17 protein-coding genes are annotated in these 20162 nt (G+C 68.9%); 7 read left to right on the forward strand and 10 right to left on the reverse strand.

What is annotated here, in order from left to right; genetic code table 11:
* Nucleotides 1–146 precede the first annotated feature (146 nt).
* Nucleotides 147–947 (forward strand): RDD family protein, encoded by an 801-nt coding sequence (locus tag D6T63_RS07015; protein ID WP_120148288.1) that lies wholly within the window; start codon nt 147–149, stop codon nt 945–947.
* A 36-nt stretch (nt 948–983) separates the two neighbouring features.
* On the opposite strand, the gene D6T63_RS07020 is transcribed toward D6T63_RS07015, so the two are convergent.
* The 4 genes from D6T63_RS07020 to D6T63_RS07035 form a co-directional block, all read right to left on the reverse strand.
* Nucleotides 984–2264, reverse strand: a complete 1281-nt coding sequence (locus tag D6T63_RS07020) for a L,D-transpeptidase (RefSeq protein ID WP_120148289.1) — start codon at nt 2262–2264, stop codon at nt 984–986.
* Nucleotides 2265–2443: 179 nt separating this feature from the next.
* Nucleotides 2444–3943 (reverse strand): adenosylhomocysteinase, encoded by a 1500-nt coding sequence (ahcY, locus tag D6T63_RS07025; protein WP_120148290.1) that lies wholly within the window; start codon nt 3941–3943, stop codon nt 2444–2446.
* An 86-nt stretch (nt 3944–4029) separates the two neighbouring features.
* A complete protein-coding gene (locus D6T63_RS07030; protein WP_120148291.1) occupies nt 4030–4221 on the reverse strand; it encodes a hypothetical protein in 192 nt (63 codons plus the stop codon).
* Nucleotides 4222–4328: 107 nt separating this feature from the next.
* Nucleotides 4329–4715 (reverse strand): DUF3499 domain-containing protein, encoded by a 387-nt coding sequence (locus D6T63_RS07035; RefSeq protein ID WP_120148468.1) that lies wholly within the window; start codon nt 4713–4715, stop codon nt 4329–4331.
* A gap of 183 nt (nt 4716–4898) precedes the next feature.
* Here D6T63_RS07035 and D6T63_RS07040 point away from each other — a divergent pair, with 183 nt between their 5' ends.
* The gene (locus tag D6T63_RS07040; protein ID WP_120148292.1) at nt 4899–5393 is read left to right on the forward strand and encodes a metallopeptidase family protein; all 495 of its coding nucleotides are present in this window, start codon (nt 4899–4901) and stop codon (nt 5391–5393) included.
* Nucleotides 5394–5493: 100 nt separating this feature from the next.
* Here the strand turns inward: D6T63_RS07040 and D6T63_RS07045 are convergent, their stop codons facing one another.
* Genes D6T63_RS07045 through D6T63_RS07055 form a run of 3 tightly spaced genes read right to left on the reverse strand, consistent with a single transcriptional unit; the run spans nt 5494 to nt 11326 of the window.
* A complete protein-coding gene (locus tag D6T63_RS07045) occupies nt 5494–7290 on the reverse strand; it encodes a DUF5719 family protein (RefSeq protein WP_120148293.1) in 1797 nt (598 codons plus the stop codon).
* Complete coding sequence (locus D6T63_RS07050; protein WP_328588663.1) at nt 7287–10787, reverse strand: glycosyltransferase; 3501 nt, start codon at nt 10785–10787, stop codon at nt 7287–7289. The genes D6T63_RS07045 and D6T63_RS07050 overlap by 4 nt, the downstream gene beginning before the upstream one ends.
* Nucleotides 10733–11326 (reverse strand): WhiB family transcriptional regulator, encoded by a 594-nt coding sequence (locus D6T63_RS07055; protein WP_120148295.1) that lies wholly within the window; start codon nt 11324–11326, stop codon nt 10733–10735. The genes D6T63_RS07050 and D6T63_RS07055 overlap by 55 nt, the downstream gene beginning before the upstream one ends.
* A gap of 227 nt (nt 11327–11553) precedes the next feature.
* On the opposite strand from D6T63_RS07055, the gene D6T63_RS07060 reads away from it, so the two are divergent.
* Nucleotides 11554–12345, forward strand: coding sequence for a TIGR03089 family protein (locus tag D6T63_RS07060; protein WP_147394313.1), 792 nt, complete (start codon nt 11554–11556; stop codon nt 12343–12345).
* Here D6T63_RS07060 and D6T63_RS07065 read toward each other — a convergent pair.
* Nucleotides 12320–12874: a GtrA family protein gene (locus D6T63_RS07065; protein WP_120148297.1), complete on the reverse strand. Its 555-nt coding sequence runs from the start codon at nt 12872–12874 to the stop codon at nt 12320–12322. The genes D6T63_RS07060 and D6T63_RS07065 overlap by 26 nt on opposite strands.
* 386 nt (nt 12875–13260) lie before the next feature.
* Here D6T63_RS07065 and D6T63_RS07070 point away from each other — a divergent pair, with 386 nt between their 5' ends.
* Genes D6T63_RS07070 through manA form a run of 4 tightly spaced genes read left to right on the forward strand, consistent with a single transcriptional unit; the run spans nt 13261 to nt 17910 of the window.
* Nucleotides 13261–14388 (forward strand): 5-(carboxyamino)imidazole ribonucleotide synthase, encoded by a 1128-nt coding sequence (locus D6T63_RS07070; protein WP_235830596.1) that lies wholly within the window; start codon nt 13261–13263, stop codon nt 14386–14388.
* The gene (gene purE, locus D6T63_RS07075; protein WP_120148299.1) at nt 14385–14933 is read left to right on the forward strand and encodes a 5-(carboxyamino)imidazole ribonucleotide mutase; all 549 of its coding nucleotides are present in this window, start codon (nt 14385–14387) and stop codon (nt 14931–14933) included. The genes D6T63_RS07070 and purE overlap by 4 nt, the downstream gene beginning before the upstream one ends.
* Complete coding sequence (locus D6T63_RS07080) at nt 14930–16504, forward strand: LCP family protein (protein ID WP_235830597.1); 1575 nt, start codon at nt 14930–14932, stop codon at nt 16502–16504. The genes purE and D6T63_RS07080 overlap by 4 nt, the downstream gene beginning before the upstream one ends.
* A gap of 41 nt (nt 16505–16545) precedes the next feature.
* Nucleotides 16546–17910: a mannose-6-phosphate isomerase, class I gene (manA, locus tag D6T63_RS07085; protein WP_120148301.1), complete on the forward strand. Its 1365-nt coding sequence runs from the start codon at nt 16546–16548 to the stop codon at nt 17908–17910.
* Here the strand turns inward: manA and D6T63_RS07090 are convergent.
* Nucleotides 17907–18950 carry a lipid II:glycine glycyltransferase FemX gene (locus D6T63_RS07090; RefSeq protein WP_120148302.1) on the reverse strand — a complete coding sequence of 348 codons (1044 nt, stop codon included), beginning with the start codon at nt 18948–18950 and terminating at the stop codon, nt 17907–17909. The two genes, manA and D6T63_RS07090, sit on opposite strands and share 4 nt — an antisense overlap.
* Before the next feature lie 63 nt (nt 18951–19013).
* Nucleotides 19014–20063 (reverse strand): class II fructose-bisphosphatase, encoded by a 1050-nt coding sequence (gene glpX / locus D6T63_RS07095; RefSeq protein WP_120148303.1) that lies wholly within the window; start codon nt 20061–20063, stop codon nt 19014–19016.
* Nucleotides 20064–20162: the final 99 nt, after the last annotated feature.

Here is a 20162-nt window from a genome sequence, read left to right on the forward strand (position 1 = left end):
GCAAAGTCAGCTGCACCGACGCCGCCCTGCTCGCGGGCAGGAGTGTGCCGGCCACTCGGCACACGAGCAGGGCCCCGACGGCGTGCCGGCCCACGGCGCTAGGCTGAGGGAGCGCCGCACGCGCATCACCTGATCAGGGGGAAACCATGAGCTCGGTCGTCACCGGCGAGGCAGTCGTCCTCGAACTCAAACCCGCGGGTTTCGCGGCGCGTGGACTGAGCATCATCATCGACATCATCGCCCAGCTCGTCCTCGCGATCCTCCTGGTGCTGCTGGTCGGGAACGTATTCGGCGGTGTCCTCGACGAAGCACTGACCAACGCCCTCCTGCTCGTCCTCGTCGTCCTCGTCCTGGTCGTCGTACCGGTGACAGTGGAGACCCTCACCCGCGGGAAGTCGCTCGGTCGCCTCGTGATGGGACTGCGGATCGTGCGCGACGACGGCGGCGCCATCCGCTTCCGCCACGCCTTCATCCGCGGCATGCTCGCGATCCTCGAGATCTACATGCTCGGTGGGTCGCTCGCGTTCCTGGTGTCGCTGTTCAATGAACGCTCGAAGCGGCTGGGCGACCTCCTCGCCGGCACCTACGCGATGCGCGAACGCGTCGTCGCGAGGCCGCGTGCACTCGCCGCCATGCCGTCCGGGCTGCTGGATTGGTCGGCGACCGCCGACATCGGGCGTCTCCCCGACCCGCTGGCACGCCGGATGTCCCAGTTCCTCTCCCAGGCTCCCCGGCTGACGCCCCAGGCACGCCACACACTCGCCCTCGACCTCGCCGCAGAGGCAAGCCACCATGTGTCTCCCGCGCCTCCGTCGGGTACCCACCCGGAGGAATTCGTGCACGCCGTTCTCGCGGCGCGCAGGGACCGCGACTACGCCGCGATGATGCGCCAGCGCGAGCGCACGGAGTCGACAGCGAAGAGGCTCCACACGCTGCCTTTCAGCTGATGCGAAAATGCCTTCGCAGCCGTCCCGACAGGTGCCCTAGGGCTGGTTGACCCACTCGTTCCAGGGCACGTTCCAGTCGCCGAACCCGTCCCACACGTACATGGGCCCGTAGTCCGTGTTCAGGATCTGCACCACGTCGCCCGGGCCGAAGGTGTTGTAGAAGTACTCGGCTCCCTCCGGGGACATCCCGACACAGCCGTGCGAGACATTGAAGTTACCAAGCGCCACCTGTGCGGCCGGGAGGGCTTCGTGGACGAATGCTCCACCGTTGCTCAGCCTGCTGGCATGGTTCACGACCGTCGGTGGGTAGTAGGCGGTATCGCCGGGCTCGAGCCCGATGGACTCGGCCTTGAACTCCGTGGACTCGTAGTGCTCCATGACCACCATGTACCCCTCGGTGGAGGGCCATTCCTCGGTGCCGAGGGTGATGGGGAAGGTCCGGTCCAGCTTCCCGTCGAGGTACACCTTCATGGTCTTGGTGGCGTTGTCGACGACGGCGAGGCGCGTGTTGTGCGTCTTCACCGTCATGGTCCGGTCGGCGTTGCCGATCATGCCGTTGCCGAGGTCGACGCCGAAGAGATCGGCGTTCACGGTGATGGTGCTGTTCGGAGCCCAGAAGGTCTCGGGACGGTACCGCACCTTCGTGTCGGACAGCCAGTAGAAGGCGCCCGGCTGGCCGCTGGTACTGGTGACGGTGATGGACTTCTCCACCTCGGTCCGATTGACGACCGGTTCGCTGAAGCTGAACTCCAGCGGCTGCCCGGTGCCGACCGTACTGCCGTCGAGCGGGAACATCGCCGCGTCGGCCTCGTTGGCCGGTTCGACCGTCAGGAACGTCGATGTTCCGCGCAACCGCTCTCCGGCCGCGTCGAGCACGGTGTAGGAGAACAGGTATTCGGTGTCGAAGGCGAGCCGCCCGGTCGATGTCCAGGTGGTGCCGTCGGGGGAGATCTTTCCTGCGACGGGCGTGCCGCCCGCGCGCGGCGCCAGTTCGACGGCGTCGAGCCTTGTGCCTTCGACCGCGATGGTAGCGACCGTGGCTGGATTGACGGCATAGGCTCCGTCGGTGGGCGTGATGCCCACCGTGTATTCCCCAGCGGGGTCAAGCGGGCCGGCCGGCTCGGTCGCAGTCCCCGAGGCTTCCGGTTGCGGTGCCGCGGCTGGCGGGGTTGAGGACGACGAGGGCGCGCCGTCATTCCAGGGCGCTGCGGTGGCAATGCCTACGCCACCACCGACGACAACGACCGCCGCCGCACCGATGGCCGCGATCTTCCAGCCCCTCCGGTGTGCCGCGGCCTTGCTCGACTCCTGCTTCATGCGCATACCTTTGCCCCTTGACGTAGCTAGCCCAGTGCGATTTTACGCGAACGGGTGGACCGCATCGCGGAGGCGGCGTGCGGTTTCGACAACGATTCGGCCGCTGCCGGCACCCGATGGGCACCGGCAGCGGCCGGACGGGAGTGATTGCGCGGGCCTGCTGCAGCCCGGGCGGAGGCCTAGTAGCGGTAGTGCTCGGGCTTGTAGGGCCCGGCAACATCGATGTCCAGGTACTCGGCCTGTCCCTTGGTCAGCTCCGTGAGCTCGACGCCGAGCGCGTCGAGGTGCAGGCGCGCCACCTTCTCGTCGAGGATCTTCGGGAGGACATAGACCTCGTTCTCGTACTCGCGGTTCCCCTCGGCGTCGTCCTGCTCGAACTTCGTGTACAGCTCGATCTGGGCGATGGTCTGGTTGGCGAAGGAGTTGCTCATCACGAACGAGGGATGGCCCGTCGCGTTGCCGAGGTTCAGCAGGCGGCCCTCGGACAGCATGATGATCGAGTGCTGTTCGACACCCTCCGCCTCGTTGGCAGGAATGACCCATTCGTGGACCTGCGGCTTGATCTCGATCTTCTCGACGCCCGGGATGCGTGCAAGGCCTGCGATGTCGATCTCGTTGTCGAAGTGGCCGATGTTGCCGACGATGGCCTGGTGCTTCATGCCCGCCATGTGGCGCGCCATGATGATGTCCTTGTTGCCGGTGGTGGTGATGAAAATGTCGCCCTGGGCCAGCACCGTCTCCAGCGTGGCGACCTGGTAGCCGTCCATGGCCGCCTGCAGTGCGCAGATCGGATCGATCTCGGTGACGATGACGCGCGCGCCCTGGCCGCGCAGCGCCTCGGCAGCGCCCTTGCCGACGTCGCCATAGCCGCACACGACCGCCACCTTGCCGCCGATCAGCACGTCGGTGGCCCGGTTCAGGCCGTCGGGCAGCGAGTGGCGGATACCGTACTTGTTGTCGAACTTCGACTTGGTGACCGAGTCATTGACGTTGATCGCGGGAAACAGGAGCTTGCCCTGCGCTGCGAGCTGGTAGAGACGGTGCACGCCCGTGGTGGTCTCCTCGGTGACACCCTTGATGCCCGCGGCGATGGCGGTCCACTTCTGCGGTTCCGTCTCGATCGTGGAGCGGACGGTGTCGAGGAAGACCGTGTACTCGTGGGAGTAGTCGGCGTCGCCCTCCTGCGGGTTCGCCGGCACGGCGCCCAGAGCCTCGAACTCCGCACCCTTGTGCACCAGCATCGTGGCGTCTCCACCGTCATCGAGGATCATATTCGGGCCGAGCCCCTCGGCCTGGCCCGGCCAGGTGAGGATCTGCGTGGCGGTCCACCAGTAGTCCTCGAGGGTCTCGTTCTTCCATGCGAACACGGGGACGCCCGCGGGCTCCTCGACGGTGCCCCTGCCGACGACGACGGCCGCCGCGGCCTCGTCCTGCGTGGAGAAGATGTTGCAGGAGGCCCAGCGGACCTCGGCGCCGAGAGCGGTCAGCGTCTCGATCAGGACGGCCGTCTGCACGGTCATGTGAAGGGATCCCGCGATCCGCGCGCCCGCGAGCGGCTGCGCCTCCCCGTATTCACGGCGAAGGGCCATCAGCCCCGGCATCTCGTGCTCCGCGAGGCGGATCTGGTGGCGCCCCGCCTCGGCGAGGGAGAGGTCTGCAACTTTGTAGTCGAGCGTCATGATCTGCTGTTCCTAGCTGTGGTTCGGCGATTGCGGAGCGGTGCTGCACGGGCGCTGGGGGTCCTGCCCGGCCCTGGGGGCCGACGTCAGGTGCGGGCGGCACCGTCGAGCAGTTCGGCACGGAGGAGCACGGGGATGCCTTCGTTGAGCCCGTAGGTGAGCGTCTCGCCGTCGGGCCCGGGCGACGACGACGTCAGCACGGCGCCGTCCTGGGTGAGCTCGGCTCCGGTCACGGGGCAGCGGAGGACATCGAGCAGCCGTGCTGGGAGATTCGCCATGGGAAAACTTTCGGTCGGGAAGATGAAAATTCTCCTGCCCATTCTACCGCGAACGCGTCCGGAGGCCCCAACCAACCCTTCGTCGACAGACCGCTCGATCCCGCCCCTCAGGGCTCCCGGAGGATCCTGAGGTGTCCGCGGCGAGCCCCAGGCACCCCGGCAGGAGGCTCCATCGGCGCCCTGCTTCCGCGCTGAGCAGGGGGTAGGTTCTCCGTCACCGGTTCGGCTGCAGCCTCACGGACGGCATCGGCGAGGGCCAGGAGATCATCCGTGTTGTGCTCGGGTACGGCGTCGGGAAGCGTGAGGCGAACCACCTCCCACCCACGCGGAACGGTCAGCCGTTCGGCGTGCACGGCGCAGAGATCATAGGTGTGCGGCTCGGCGTACGTCGCGAGGGGCCCGAGTACCGCCGTCGAGTCTCCATAGACGAAGGTGAGTGTCGCTATCGCCCGCCGTTGGCAGGCAGATCTGGAGCATTGACGGAGTGATCCCACGATCGGCAAGCCTACCGGGCATCAGCCCGGATCACCGCCATCGGCGCTCCGGGTCCGCAAGGATCCACTGAATCCGGGGACGGAGAATCCCGCACTTCGTCGCGGTCGCGGGCAGCCACGCACTGATGGCGCGCAGGGCAAGGCGGGAGTGCGTGCAGGAGATAGAAGGCTTACAGTCTTTACATGCAGGATGCATCCACTTTTTCGGTCAACCTGACCGATCCGTCGTCCCCTGCGGGACGTCCGGCGAGGTCGTTCTACGAACGCCGACGCAACCGTCGGGGACGCGGCATGCGCGGAGAACTGCTTCCCCCGCACCTGCCCGGCTCCCGCTCACGGTCGGAGCAGTTCGACGACTGGGTGATGGAATCGGCGCAACGGCTCGAACGCCTGTGGGGCGAGCGCATCCAGGACCTGCAGATCGTGGTGCAGGAGATCCCCGACGGACTCGAGGAGATGACGCCGGACGAGCTCAAGGACCTGCTCGGCTCCTGCTCCCCAGCCACGCCGGGCCGGCCGGCGGTCATCACCATCTACCGCCACCCCGTCCTGATGGCCGCCAAGGCACTCCTGCCGGTCAACGAGTTGGTGCACGACGTCGTCGTCGAGCAGACCGCCGAACTGATGGGCCTCTCGCCCGAAGCCGTCGATCCCGCCTACGGGCGTTCCCAGGCCTGACGCCGGCCCCCCCCGAGTCCGCCACAGGGTTGTCCGCGCCGGACACGAGATCGTCCCCTCCGGGTACGGGATCCTCCGCTCCGGGCGGGGTGTCGCTGCGCTAGTAGCCGAGTTCCACCGGAATGCTCTGCGGACCTGTTGCTCCGGCTGCAACGCTCGCGACGGAGATTCCCGCTCCTGCTCCGGGCAGGGTCATGGTCTGGGCGCCGTAGACCGGGTCGCCGGTCGCGTTGATCACGACGGCCGCCGCCGATCGACCGAGCGACGTCGACGGCACCGTGACGGACGTGCCCCCGGCGATGCCGATGACAACGGGCTCTCCAAGGACGCCGTCAGCTGCCACCGGAGTAAGCGTGACCTCGCCCCTACCGGTCGGCGCGCCCAGGACGAGGGCCGAGTCGACACCCTCCGCCAGGGCCATCGCGTGGTCGCTACCCAGCCGCACGGCCGAGGGGGCGCCTGCGAGATCCACGGGCTCGCCGTCGTCGACGCCCCGGGTCACCCGTGCTGCTGCCACGACCGACACGTCCGAGGTCACGGCGACGGTGTAGTTCCCCTCCGGAAGGAAGGCGAGCGGAACGGCCGTCACGGACCCTGCTGGGGCAGTTGCGACTCCCCCGTCGGGCAGGTCCACTTCCCCGTCCGGTCCATACACTTTGATATCGAGCACGGCGTCGCTGGAACCCGGGACGAGCACCTGGAGCTCGGGAGCGGCGGTGCCGTAGCCCTCCTGCTCCCGGACACGGCGCGCCGTCGCCGGATCCTGGATGACGACGCCGGGCACCACCTGCGTCACACCCGCAGGGGCACTGGGCGACAGCAGCTCCACGCCGCCGGGCGTCAGTCCGCGCAGGACGCTCTGCTGGACGACGCCCGTGATCCGGCCTCCGTCGCTGCGGACCCGGACGGCAACGTGGTCCTGGTTGCCCGCCAGCCCGGCGAGGACGATCCGCCGGGTCTCTCCGGCAGCGACCAGCTGGCCGCGCAGCCCGGCTGCCTCGATGGGGCCGTCCTGTCCCTGCAGCTCGAGGGTCACCGTCGCGGGGGTCCCGGTGGGATTGGTCAGGATCAGGATCGACGACTGCCCCACCGTGGTGGACGCGCCGAGGAGCCAGAAGTCGTTCGACGGTACCTGGCAACCCGTGGCCGCTAGCCCACGGAGATCGCCGTCAGTGGCGGTGTAGGTGGTCATCGCAGCTGCTACGGGTGTAACTCCGCCCTGGGGCTGCGCACGGAACATCGAGGGAGCATCGACGCGCACTCCCCGGGAGACTCCGGCGATCCGGTTGGTCAGGCCGTCCTCCCCGCTGCTTGCCGGGGCGTCGGCTGCGAGGGAGGACTCGGGCGCGAAGGGCTGGGTGACCGACAGCGGCTCGCCCCCGCCGACGGGCAGCAGGCCGCTCCCGGTCAGCGTGGCGCTGAGGTCGCTGAGCACCACGCTGGACACCGTGGTCCTCGCCGTGGACGAGGCAGGGCTGAACTGGGGATCTGCACCCTCGACAGCGGCCTCGATTAGGCGCGGCGTCGACGGGCAGACGGCCGAATAGTCCCCTGCAGGCACGGCCGCCGCCGGTACCGTGAGGGCTGCGGCAGGCGGTCCCGCCAGGGCGTCGGTGACGGCGCCGGATGCTATCGCGGCAGTGGCGGCGAGGAGGACGATACCGGTCGCCGCACCGGCGGCAGCGCCGAGTCCCGTCCGAGGACGGGCGCCTGCACCTGTTCCGGCGGCCTTGTCACGGGCGACCGCGCGGGCTGCGATGGCGGCGTCCGCGGGGGAATCCAGCGCAGGAGCATCCTGAACATCGGGAGCCGGAGCACCCGGCGCAGGAGCATCCGGAGCAACGGCGACGTCCTGTTCTTTTCGATCCCGCCGGTTGTTCTTACGTCCCCACGTCACATCGGACTTCTTCCACTGGCTACGGTCTGCTTGCGATCCTCGGAGGACCCGGCGCCGTCGTCGGACGCCGGATCCCGGAGCGCAGGCTCGGACGGACGAGGGCCTCCGGTCCGTCCGGGACGCCGACCACCCCCCGGGCGCACGACCTGGGGCTTGGACGGAATGGGAATCGCCAGGAGAACGGTCAGGGCGATGATGACGGCCTGCACGGCCTCGGACCACGGCTGGTAGGGGCTCACGAAGGTGAGCTTCACGGTTCCACCCTCGGCCGGCAGGGCGAACGCCTGCCGCCACCCGTCCGACGACGGCTCGAGGCGTCGGCCGTCGAGGCTCGCCTGCCAGCCCGCGTCGGCTTCCTCGGCGAGCACGAGGGTCCGGCCGTCGGTACCGGCCGGGATCGTGCCCTCGGCATCGATCCGCTCGGAGGGGACGGTGGCCTGGGTGCGACCGTCGGCGTCGAGCACCCGCACACGGCCTGTGCTGCCGCCGGCGTCCTCGGTACCGTCATCGAGCGTGACCGGGGCAACGCGCCAGAGGCGCCCGGCCTCCGTGTCTCCCACCGCGGTGAGGCCCGGTACGGAGTCGATGCGCCCGCTGAGGAAGTCACCGGCCGTCTCCGACTGCTGCAGGACGACGAATCCGACGCCGAGGTCCCGAAGATCGCCACGGGGATCGGCGCCGGTCGCGCCGACGATGACCGCGGCGCTGGTGCGGAGGATCCTGGTGGACTCGTTGTCGGCCTGCACGGTCACCTGGTCGCCGCCCTGCAGCACGCGGGCGGCGAACAACGGGTTCAGCGCATCCAGCGTGGTTCCGGCCCCGCGCATCAGCGCTGCCGCGACGTTGTCGTCGTCATCGACCGTGATCACCAGGGTCCGGGTCTGGTCGGGCCCGTTCCCCCGATCAGCAGCCGTGGCGGGCAGGGACCGCTCAGCCACAGGCAGCAGGTCGACACCCGTCGCGAAGGTGGTGGTGCCGGATCCGGGCGCCGGCTCGGCCTCCGTGGGGCTTCCCGGGATGACCACGGGCTCAGCCACCGCCGCGGGCGGGGACGCCATTTCGGGCGCCAGCCACAAACCGAGACTCAGGAGTGGGCCGACGGCGAGGGCGAGCCCTCCGGCGACCGTCAGCAGACGACGTCGGGGGGTAGGTGCAGGGGTAGGGGCACCCTGGTCCCGGCGTCCGGGAAGTCCCGAGAGGGCCGCGGCCAGCAGGCACAGGGACAGGGCGGAGACCAGCGGACCGGGGAACACGCCGATCAGCGACGTCGTCCCGACCGCCACCGGCAGGAGGGGAGAAGCAGCGGCCAGCACGAGGGCCAGCACGGCGAGGAGCCAGAAGGACCGGACAGCAGTACCGCGCACGCGCCGGACGAAGAGCGCCACCGCGGCCAGGACCACCACGGGAGCCCCGATGACGACGGCGGCCACCAACGACCACGGACCCTGCCCGAGGAGGTCTGCGGCAGCTGGAGGAAGCATCGGATCGAAGGACACCGGAAAGCCGAGGAGCTGCTGCCAGGGGGCCGCCGGGTCGAAGGACGTCGGGATGCCCGGATCCCCGAGGATGCCGCGCGGATTCCCCATGGCCGAGAGCGCATAGGGAAGGTGGATCGCGACGACGGGCAACAGCGCCCACCAGAGTGTCCTGGCCCGTCGGCGCCCTCCGATGAGCATGATGACCAGTCCCCCGACCACGAAGGGGAGCAGCGAGGGTGCAGAGGCCGTCGCCAGAGCGAGGACCAGGCCCGTCGCAGCCCCCGCGGTCCAACTGCGGGAACCGTTGATCCCCGGCTTGGTGATCCCGTCCGGCAGAGCGGCGGACGGAAGCGCTCCGCCGACCGCGCGAACAGCGCCTAGGAGGGCCAGCGGAAGCAGGATGTGCGCGATCAGCGCTCCGAGGCGCCCGGTGCCGAGCGCCACCTGCAGGGCCGGTGCGGCACCCCACAGGAGAGCAGCCCACAGCCGGAGCCCCCGGGACCTCGTCAGGGCGCCGGACGCGAACCATGCGGCCAGCCCCGCAAGGGGCAGGGCGCAGATGATCGTGACCACGACGGCCGTGTTGCCGGACCCGAATCCGAGCAGGGACAGCAGCCATAGGACGTAGGAGAACGGCGACCCGTGCGCTGCGGAACCGAGGCCGAGGGAGGTCCACCATGCCGTCGCATCAGCCCAGATCGCGCCGGGTGTCGCTGCGACGGGCAGCAAGGCACCACCCGCCAGCGCGGGCGCGCCGACGAGACGGTGGAGGCCCACGAGGGCCGCGGCCAGCAGGAGGGCGACGGCCAGCAGGGCTCCGGATCCCACCCACAGCCGGGTCGGCGTCGTCAGGGCGACGAAATCGTCGGTGCTGTCACCGGAGGGTATGTACTCCTCCGTCTGCGGGCTGTGCCGGCCGCTGTAGGACCCGCGGGAGGTGAAGGCGTCGACGACGGATTTCCGATGCGACCAGACCTCCCGCCTGGAGGTGATGAGCGGCCGGACGATCGAGCGCGGGCGCTGACGGGTCAGCGCCGCCGAACGCCTGGACCGGAGAAGCTGGAAAGGCCGCGCGACGGTGGCGAGGCTCCCGAGGAACTGGCCCATGCCGTGTCCGGGGTCCTTCGCCAGGAGGCTGAGCAGGAGCCTGCCGATACCGCCGAGCACTGCGCCGACGGCGAGGAAGGGGACATTCCACAGCGGCGCATGTTTGAGCCTGAGGTACACCTCGGCGGCACGCGCGCTTCGCGGAGTGGAGACGGGGTGAGCCCTCGACACGGCGTGGCGCACAACGGCGCCCGGTACGACGACGACACGGTTTCCTGCGAGGCGGTTGCGCCAGCACAGGTCGACGTCGTCGCCGACTCCGTGCAGCGCCGGGTCGAAACCCCCTAGGGCGTCCCACACGTCCCTGCGGACCAGCATGCCCGCGGAGTTGACTGCAAAGACATCGCTCCGGGCGTCGTACTGCCCCTGGTCGTGCTCATCCACGTCGATGAGTGTCAGGCGTTCGGCCCACCTGCTGATGGAGAGGCCTACATCGATCAGTTCGCGGCGATCGTTCCAGGCCACCTGTTTCGCGCCTGCCACCGTGACCGATGGTGCGCGCTCGACGGCGAGGAGCATCTCCGCGAGAGCGCCGGGCTCGGGCGCCGAATCGTCGTGGAGCAACCACAGCCAGTCTCCGTCGCCTGTCCCGTCCGCCGTCCCACGGACGGGGATCTCTCCGACTCCGGTACGTACGGCAGTGCCGAAACCGGCGCGCGCGGGCGCTCCGACAACAGGGCTCCCGACAGGGAGGTGGAGCTGGAGGATGGAGGCCGATGTGTCGGTCGACCCGGCGTCGACGCCGACGCAGAAGTCGGCCGGGCGCGTCTGGCGTTCGAGGGATTCCAGGGTTTCAGGAAGGTACTCGGCACCGTTGTGGGCTACGACAACGGCGGTGACGCGGAGTTGGTGCTGGATCAGACCGCTCGCTTCCGCAATCTGCGCCGCTCGCGCTCGGAAAGGCCGCCCCAGATCCCGAAGCGCTCGTCATTCTCCAGCGCATACTCGAGGCACTCGGACCTCACCATGCATGCCCCGCACACTTTCTTGGCGTCCCGTGTGGAGCCGCCCTTCTCGGGGAAGAACGCCTCGGGGTCCGTCTGTGCGCACAGGGAGTCCGCCTGCCAGGACAGCTCACCGTCGTCGTCGATATTGCCTGGAGCAATCGGCAGACCGATCCATACGGGTTGTCCCGACGGCATGGACCGGGGCCTTGCGTCCTCCTGCACGTCGGGCAGGATCGTGAACGACCCGGGGTCCATGGTCGGCAGTGCCAGAAGGCTGCTCGGCCCCTCTTCGACGTCGGGAAGCCCCACGAGCGCTTCGTGTGCGCCGAGGAAGGCCGTGGCCTGGTCCTCGAGAGCGGAGCGGCTGCCCTCGCGGTAACGCTCTGCTGCCAGGGGATCTGCCGGGTCCAGGAACCAGTCCGCGGGAACGCCCCTCGAGCCATAGCGGGCAGATGCCTGCCCTGCGATGTCTGGTCGTTCCTGAATGCGTTCTGCCTGCCCCATGGTCAGCCCTCCCGGTGTTGCCGTTCCAACATCAGCATGGGTCGACCCTCGCGCCCCGCTGCTGGAACAAATCCGATACCTAATTACACGGGTGTAAGTCGATTTTCGCAAGCCGGGGAGGAAGCTTATAGAGTCGGCTCGAGACAATCACGGGCGCCACGCCGGTGTGACTACCTGTCTTCATCGGCGCGTCGGCAAGTACCCATCATCGAACGGAAGAGGCCGCCATGCCACGAACGCCCGCAGGAATCCTCGCCCACATGAGGTCGGTCAGTGCGTCCTCACCCCGGCTCGTCTGGCACGGCGCGGACGGGCGCATCGAGCTGTCAGGGCGGGTGTTCGACAACTGGGTCGCTAAGGGCGCCAACCTCCTCGTCGACGAGCTCGACGCTTCCGATGAAACCGCGGTGGCCTTCGACCTGCCGGTGCACTGGAAGACCCTCGCACTCGCCTTCGCCTGCTGGCAGGTGGGTGCCGTCGTCGTCCTCGACAGCGACAGCGATCGCGACACCGACGACCGCGACCCAGACGACCGCGGCGGTCGGGGCGGAGCAGCGGACGTGATCGGCGGTGGCGACATCATCCTGTCCTCCCGCGCCGTACCCGGGATCGAGCCTCCACGCCAGCTCGTATGCGTGGCTCTCGGCTCCCTGGCGATGCGCTGGGACGGCCCCTTGCCGCCGGGCGCCATCGACTTCGCTGCCGAGGTGCGCTCCCACGGTGATGTCTTCTTCGGCTCTGCTGCCGATTCCGGCGACGCACCCCTCGTGTCCGTCGGGGGCCGCCTGGTGACGGGGGCCGAACTTCTGGACTCGGTGACGTTGCCTGCAGCCGGCGGTGTCTCGGCGCACCCTGCGACGGTCCTCCTCGAACCGGGCTCCGGTCCGCTGCGGGCCCTCGCCGTCGCGATTGCTGTCTGGCAGGACGAGGGCACGCTCGTGATCGTGGACGAGGGAGTTCCGGTCACGGAGAGCATGATGGCCGGAGAGCGCATCACTTGCCGCCTGGGGCCTGCCTGACGGGCTCGTGGCCGGCTGCCTGCGCTGATTGCGCCGACCCGGGCCGGCGCACGCCGTGCGGATGGATGATCTCCTGGTCGTGGCTGAACTCGGGTTCGGCATCCAGTTCTACGTTGAAGACCCAGAATCGATACGCCACGAAGCGGACCAGGGTGGCGAGGAGAGTGCCGAAGATGCCGACGAGGAACAGGGAGCTCGGCTCGGTCACATCGAACGGGTACTTCGCGATCCAGACACACCCGGCCGCGATTCCCATGCCGATGATGTTGATGAAGACGAACATGACGAGCTCGCGCGCTGCATTGGGCTGACGGCGGTGCCGGAAGGTCCAGTAGCGGTTGGCCACCCAGGCGAAGATGGTCGCGATTCCGGCGGAGACGAAGCGAGCCTTGACCTCGCTCCCGCTCATGGGACCGTGGATGAGGTACCAGTACAGGCCGTTGTCTATGACGAAGGCCATGCCGCCGACAGCACCGAACTTCGCCACCTCGCGCCAAAAGAGGGACGCGAGGCCCCTGATCCTGTCCATGAGTCCTGCCACTGCTTACCTCCGCGGTCTGGGTACGAACACCATGTACCGCGGGGCGTCGACCCGGCGATCACTGGACGAGCCACGATGGAGGTCACCCGAGCGGACCACCCGGCTGACCTTTGCATGGCGTGATTTCCTCCATTTTACGGGCAGGCACAGCCTGTTGTGTCGTCGAATCCCTGGGGACGGGCTGAGAGCTCACCGTGAATCTGTCCGCGTCCCCGTGCGCAGCCGGCCCTTCCGGCACCCGGAAACAGCCCCCGGACACGGCCCCTGGATAGCCCGGTCCGGCACCCGATGACACTCCCGGCGAGCTCCGTGGGTACCCTGTGATGGTGACTTTTCCCGTGATAGGCGTAGTGGGCGGCGGCCAACTCGCGCGCATGATGTCTGGCCCCGCCGTCGAACTCGGCCTCGAACTCCACGTGCTTGCAGAAGGCCCGGACGTCTCGGCCGTAGCCGCCGTGGCCCACGCGCAGGTCGGCGACTACCGGGACCGTGAGACGCTGCGCGCGTTCGCCGCCGGCGTCGACGTCGTGACCTTCGATCATGAGCATGTCCCGGGTGGGCTCCTCGAGGAGCTCGAGCGCGAGGGTGTCGTCATCCACCCTTCGCCGGCGGCCCTGATCCATGCACAGGACAAACTGGTGATGCGCCGAGCCGTGGATGACCTCGGCCTGCCGAACCCCCAGTGGCGGGCGGTGACGGAAACGGCCGGCGTCGAGGCCTTCGCCGACGAGACGGGCTGGCCCGTCGTCCTGAAGACCCCGCGCGGCGGATACGACGGCAAGGGCGTATTGGTGCTCCGGGACGCCGCCGCCCTGCCTGCGGCAGAGTCCTGGTTCACGGGCGGCGAACTGCTCGTCGAGCAGTTCGTGCCGTTCAGCCGCGAGCTCTCCGTGCTCGTGGCCCGGCGTCCGTCGGGTGAGGCCATCACGTGGCCGGTCGTCGAGTCGATCCAGGTCGACAGTGTCTGCGACGAGGTGCTCGCGCCGGCGCCCGGCCTGCCCGACGATCTCGCCGCGTCCCTCACCGCCGCCGCACTGCGACTCGCCGAGAGCCTGGGTGTGACGGGGGTCATGGCCGTCGAACTCTTCGAGACTCCCGGGGTCGGCGTGGGGTACCTGGTCAACGAGCTCGCCATGCGCCCCCACAACTCCGGCCACTGGACCATGGACGGCTCCGTGACGGGGCAGTTCGAGCAGCACCTGCGTGCCGTCCTCGATCTCCCGCTCGGATCGACGGAGCCCGTGGCACAGCACGCCGTGATGAAGAACGTCCTCGGAGGTTCGAACACAGACCTCTATGGGGCTTACCGATCGGCGTTCTCCTCAGGGCCGTCGGCTAAAGTGCACATCTACGGCAAGGACGTGCGTCCGGGTCGCAAGATCGGCCATGTGAACGCGTTGGCGGGCCCGGGGGAACCACTCGCCGCCGTTCGCGCAAGGGCCGCGAGGGTTGCCGCGATACTCCGCGACGGCATGGAAGCGCCCTCCACCAATCAGGAATGACCGAAGGGAATGCAGTGACGAACGCCCAGGTAGGACTCGTGATGGGCTCGGACTCGGACTGGCCGGTCATGGAGGCCGCAGCGGCTGCGCTGGCAGAGTTCTGCATCCCTTTCGAGGCCGACGTCGTGTCCGCGCACCGTATGCCGACGGCGATGATCGAGTACGGCCGCACCGCCCATGAGCGGGGCCTGCGCGTCATCATCGCCGGAGCCGGAGGGGCAGCCCACCTTCCCGGGATGCTCGCCTCGGTGACACCGCTGCCCGTGATCGGGGTGCCGGTCCCCCTGCGCTACCTCGACGGCATGGACTCGCTGCTGTCGATCGTGCAGATGCCGGCCGGAGTGCCCGTCGCCACCGTGTCGATCGGGGGCGCACGCAACGCGGGGCTCCTCGCGGTCCGCATGCTCGCCGCGGGTACCGATGACCAGGCGCAGGTGCTGCGCGGGCAGCTTGTGGAGTTCGCCGGTGCCCTCCGGCGGACGGCCGAGGAGAAGGGTGCAGCCCTGCGGTCACGGATCTCGACGCCGACGGCGGACGGCTCATGATCTCCGGAATGCGTGTCCAGGGCGCCGACGCCGGGAACAGCTCGGGCCTGATCGACCCGGTCAGGTACCCCGAGTCCGCGCCACCCCCCGTCCGCACCAAGCGGGCCTTCGTCCTCCTGGCCATGACCCTCGTCCTGCCGGGATCCGCGCAGATCGTCGCAGGTGATCGACGCCTGGGCCGGCGGGCGCTGCGGATCACCTTCGCGTGCTGGGCGCTGGTCCTGCTCGGGATCGTGCTCGCACTGACCGAGCGATCCCTCGTGGTGGGTATCGTGACGAACCGCTGGTGGTCGCTGGTCCTGATCGTGGTGATGCTCGGTATCGCCCTGGGCTGGGCTCTTCTCTTCATCAACACCCTGCGGTTGATCCGCATGCCCCTGCTGGACCGCGGGGTGCGCCCGCTCGTGGCAGGAGCGCTTGCGCTCCTGATGCTGCTGACCAGCGGCTCCGTCCTCTACGGCGCGTACGTCCTCAATGTCGGACGGGCAACCGTGGGGTCCATCTTCCAGTCCGGACCCGCCTTCGATCCCGTGGACGGTCGCTACAACTTCCTGCTGATGGGTGGCGACGCCGGCGAGGACCGCACCGGCCGCAGGCCCGACAGCATCTCGGTCGTCAGTGTCGACGCCGAGACCGGCTCCACCGTGACCTTCAGCATCCCCCGGAACTTCCAGAATGCGCAGTTCTCCGAGGACTCCCCCCTGTGGGGCATCTATCCCGACGGCTACAACTGCGGGGATCCCTGCATCATCAACAGCCTCTATACCGACGTGACGCAGAACTACGCAGACCTCTATCCCGACGCGACGGACCCGGGCGCCGAGGCCATGATGGACGCCGCGAGCGGAGTCCTCGGTATCGAGGTGCAGGCCTATCTGATGGTCGACATGGGTGGCTTCGAGCAGCTCGTGGACGCCATGGGAGGTATCCGGATCGACGCCGGGGGGTGGGTCCCCATCACGGCCGCCGAGATCCCGGGCACCGATCCGATCCGCCACTACCCGCCGGACGGCTGGATCAGACCCGGCGTCCAGACCCTCGACGGCTACCACGCCCTCTGGTACGCGAGGTCGCGCGAGTTCGTCACGGACTACGATCGGATCTCCCGGCAGCAGTGCGTGCAGCAGGCGATGATCGCGCAGCTCGATCCTGCTACTCTGCTCACGAGGTTCCAGTCCATCGCCGCTGCCGGTACGCAGATCGTCGAGACCGACCTACCGCAGGACCAGCTCGCGAGCTTCGTGGACCTCGCCATCAAGGCCAAGGGACAGGAGACCCGGCGCCTGACGATCGGGCCTCCAGATTTCGGCACCCCCGCGGAGAACTTCGTGACCTACCCCGAGTTCGACCTCATCCACAGCCGCGTGCAGGAGATGTTCGTCCAGGCAGATGCCGACCCGGGCGCTGCAGGCGTCCTGCAGCTCGATCGCGCCGGCGTCGTCGCGCAGGTGCCATCGCAGACCACCGACGACGGCATCACCGAGGAGTACCTGCAGGAGCTCGCCACGATCGGCGACGACGCCACGCTCGGCGACCTGCTGGCCGACAACGGTCAGTGCTCCCCCGCTTGACGAGCTACGAGCAGGACTACCACCAGCGAAGGATTCCGACGATGCACCTCCTCGACAACCCCCTCCGCCCGTACGCCTGGGGGTCGAGGCATGCGATCGCCGACCTGCTGGGCAGGGAGCCCTCAGGCGGACCGGAGGCGGAACTGTGGGTCGGAGCCCACCCCGACTCGCCCTCGCAGGTCGTGCGGCCGGACGGCACCCGGCACAGCCTGCACGACCTCATCGAGCAGGATCCTCGATCACTCCTCGGTGACGACGTCGCGGATCGTTACGAGGGCCGGCTCCCCTTCCTCCTGAAGGTGCTCGCGGCGGGCTCGGCCCTGTCGCTCCAGGTGCACCCGAGCCTCGAGCAGGCCGTGGCCGGCTTCGACGCCGAGGAGGCCGCCGGCATCCCGCAGAATGCGCCGAACCGCAACTACCGGGACCGGAACCACAAGCCCGAGCTGCTCTACGCGTTGGCGCCGTTCGAAACCCTGTGCGGATTCCGGCCCCTCCCCGAGTCCGTGGGGATCTTCAGCGTCCTCGCCTCCGCCGTCGAGCCCGGCTCGGCGTCGCACGAGCTGCTCGACGCCGTGTCTGCGCTCCTGGCATCCGGAGGGGAGGACGCCCTGCGCCCGGCCTTCACGATGCTGCTCGGGGCACCGCAGGAGATCGTGCAGGACGTCGAGCACGCAGCGGCGCGCCGGGCGGTCGACACCGTTTCTCCTGCCGAAGCTGCCGGCCCCGTCGGCCGTGACCTCGGGACCATCGCAGAGCTGTCCGGCCAATACCCCGGGGATCCCGGTGTCCTCGTGGCACTTCTGCTGAACCGCGTCTCCCTGCGCCCCGGTGAAGCCCTCTACCTTCCGGCAGGAAAGATCCACGCCTACCTGAGCGGGTTGGGCATCGAAGTCATGGCGTCCTCGGACAACGTGCTGCGGGGCGGCCTGACCCCCAAGCACGTGGATACCGAGGAGCTGCTCTCCACCGTCGCCTTCGAGCCCCACGCCCCACGGTCGCTGGCTGCCGAGTACACCCTCCTCGACCAGGAGCTCTACCGCCCCCCGTTCGACGAGTTCCAGCTGCAGCGGATCGTTCTGGGGGATCCTGCTGCGGGCCCCTCCGGGACATCGGCCGACGGCTCCGACGACGGCCGGCCGGACAGCGCCCTGCCTGCCGCCGAGAGCATGACTCCTGCCCATGTCCCCGTGGTGCAGAACGGTCCGGTGGTGGTCCTCGCGGTCAGCGGGCCGATCCTGCTGGACACCCCGAACTCGACCCTCTTGGTGCCACGCGGCGGCAGCGCCTTCGTCGCGGCGTCGGAGGCGCCCCTCGTCGTCCGCCCGGCAGCGGACGCCCACGGCGGGACCGACGGTCCGGTCCTGGCCTTCGCCGTCACCGTCGGCGGGAAGACGCCCGCCCTCTAGGCGCGGCTTCCGCGGACCTTCCGCACCAGCCCGAGCGCTCGTCCAGCCTGCCGGCGGGCCAGCTGCATGCCCCGTTTGGCGAGGGGCAGCGCGCGGCTGAACAGGGGATAGAACGGCGAGAGCGGCAGGTCCCAGGTACCGGCGAGCTGGTCCTCGTGCTGCGCCCAGCCCATCTTGAAGCGGGAGACGCCGTCGTTGAGCAGTCCGTTGAAGTCGTAGCGCGTGACTCCGCGGGCCTTCATCTCCTGGATCGCGAACCACTTCAGCGCGTAGTTGGCACGCAGCCGCTCGCCCTCGTCGGTCATGCCGCCGTAGAGCTCGAAGCTCGTGGTGTCCGTCGTGGAGATCCAGAGGAAGGCGACGACGTCGTCCCCCCGGAACGCCGCATATACGGGTGAGGCCTCACCCAGGTTGTCGAAGATGTCCAGGTAGTAGGAGTCCTCGTGGATCCCGAAGCCGGCCCGCTCCGCCGTCAGCCGGTAGACGTCGAGGCACGCGCTAATCTCGCTACGCACAACACGACGGATGTCCAGCCCCTCACGACCGGACTTGCGGATGTACTGCCGGTGCTTCTTCGACATCCCCGCCAGGAGGTCGTCCTCGGAGCGGGCCAGGTCTAGGATGAGCGTCCGGCCGATCAGGATGGTGTTCCGGCTCTGGGTCCAGCCGGCGGCGGGAAGGGCGCGCACGGCGTCGCTGTCCGCGTTCCAGTCCGGTTCGATGGACAGCGCGACCGAACGGTGGGCTGCGCGGACGTAGCCCGCGATGGCTTCGAGGACCTCGACACCGCGGCCCTCGGCCGTCTGGGGTCCGCGCGGGATATAGGCGAGATTCCGCAGCGGGACCGGCAGGGCCTTCAGGACCAACTGCGCCGCTCCGATGACCACGCCGTCCTCGGCGACGAGGACGCGGTCGGCGCTCCAGCCGTGTGCGGCCTTCGTCTGACCCCAGCCCCACAGCTGCTGGGGGTGGCCTCCCAGCTGGTTGACGGTGGTGTCCCAGAGGGCGCGATCGAGGCAGGGCGACACGGAAAGACTCATCCGACCAGCCTATAGGGGCGCGCCGGTACCGCCTTCCGGCGGAGGGTGCGCGCCCCGGCGCGGCTACCTGATGCGTGCGTAGGTCTCCCACTTGTGGGCCTGGTGCTCGCCGTCGACGACACGGATGGTGCCGGACTTCGAACGCATGACCATGGACTGGGTGAGGACCTTGTCCTTGCTGTAGCGGACGCCACGCAGCAGGTCACCGTCGGTGATGCCCGTCGCCGCGAAGTAGCAGTTGTCGCTCGTGACGAGGTCGTTGGTGGACAGCACGCGGTCGAGGTCGTGGCCGGCGTCGATCGCCTTCTGCTTCTCCTCGTCGCTCGTGGGCCAGAGCCGTCCCTGGATGACACCGCCGAGGGACTTGATGGCGCACGCCGCGACGATGCCCTCGGGTGTTCCGCCGATGCCCATGAGGGCGTCGACGTCGGTGCCCTCGCGGGCTGCGGCGATGGCGCCTGCGACGTCGCCGTCCATGAGGAACTTCGTGCGGGCACCCGCGGCGCGGATCTCCTCCACGAGCGGCTTGTGCCGGTCGCGGTCGAGGATCATGACGTTGAGCTGGCTGACCTTCTTGTTGGTCGCCTTGGCGATGAGGTGGAGGTTCTGCTTCACGGGCAGGCGCAGGTCCACCATGTCGGCGGCCTCGGGGCCCGTGACGAGCTTCTCCATGTAGAACACGGCGGACGGGTCGAACATCGAACCGCGCTCCGCTACAGCGAGCACCGCAAGGGCATTGTTGATGCCGAGGGCGGCCAGGCGGGTCCCGTCGATCGGGTCGACGGCGACGTCGCACTCGGGTCCGCTTCCGTCACCGACGTGCTCTCCGTTGAAGAGCATGGGCGCCTCGTCCTTCTCGCCCTCGCCGATGACCACGATGCCGTTGAAATGGACCGTCTGGAGCAGCGAGCGCATCGCGTCCACGGCAGCGCCGTCGGCGAGGTTCTTGTCACCGAAGCCCACCCAGTGGCCGCCGGCGATCGCCGCGGCCTCCGTGACGCGGACGAGTTCCAGGGCGAGGTTCCGGTCCGGCTCGTCATCCCCGACGGCCAGGGCCGGTGACAGTGTCGAATACTGGGCATTGGTGGCTTTTTGGGACACGTCTATCCTCATCGTCGAAGGTTGCTCGGCAGGACGCGGGCGTCCCTGTTCCGTGCTGTCATCATAGGCGAGCCGAGTACACCGCACCCCGTGACGCTCGGCACGCACACA

This window comes from Arthrobacter cheniae (genome assembly GCF_003602275.1).
Taxonomy (GTDB): domain Bacteria; phylum Actinomycetota; class Actinomycetes; order Actinomycetales; family Micrococcaceae; genus Arthrobacter_D; species Arthrobacter_D cheniae.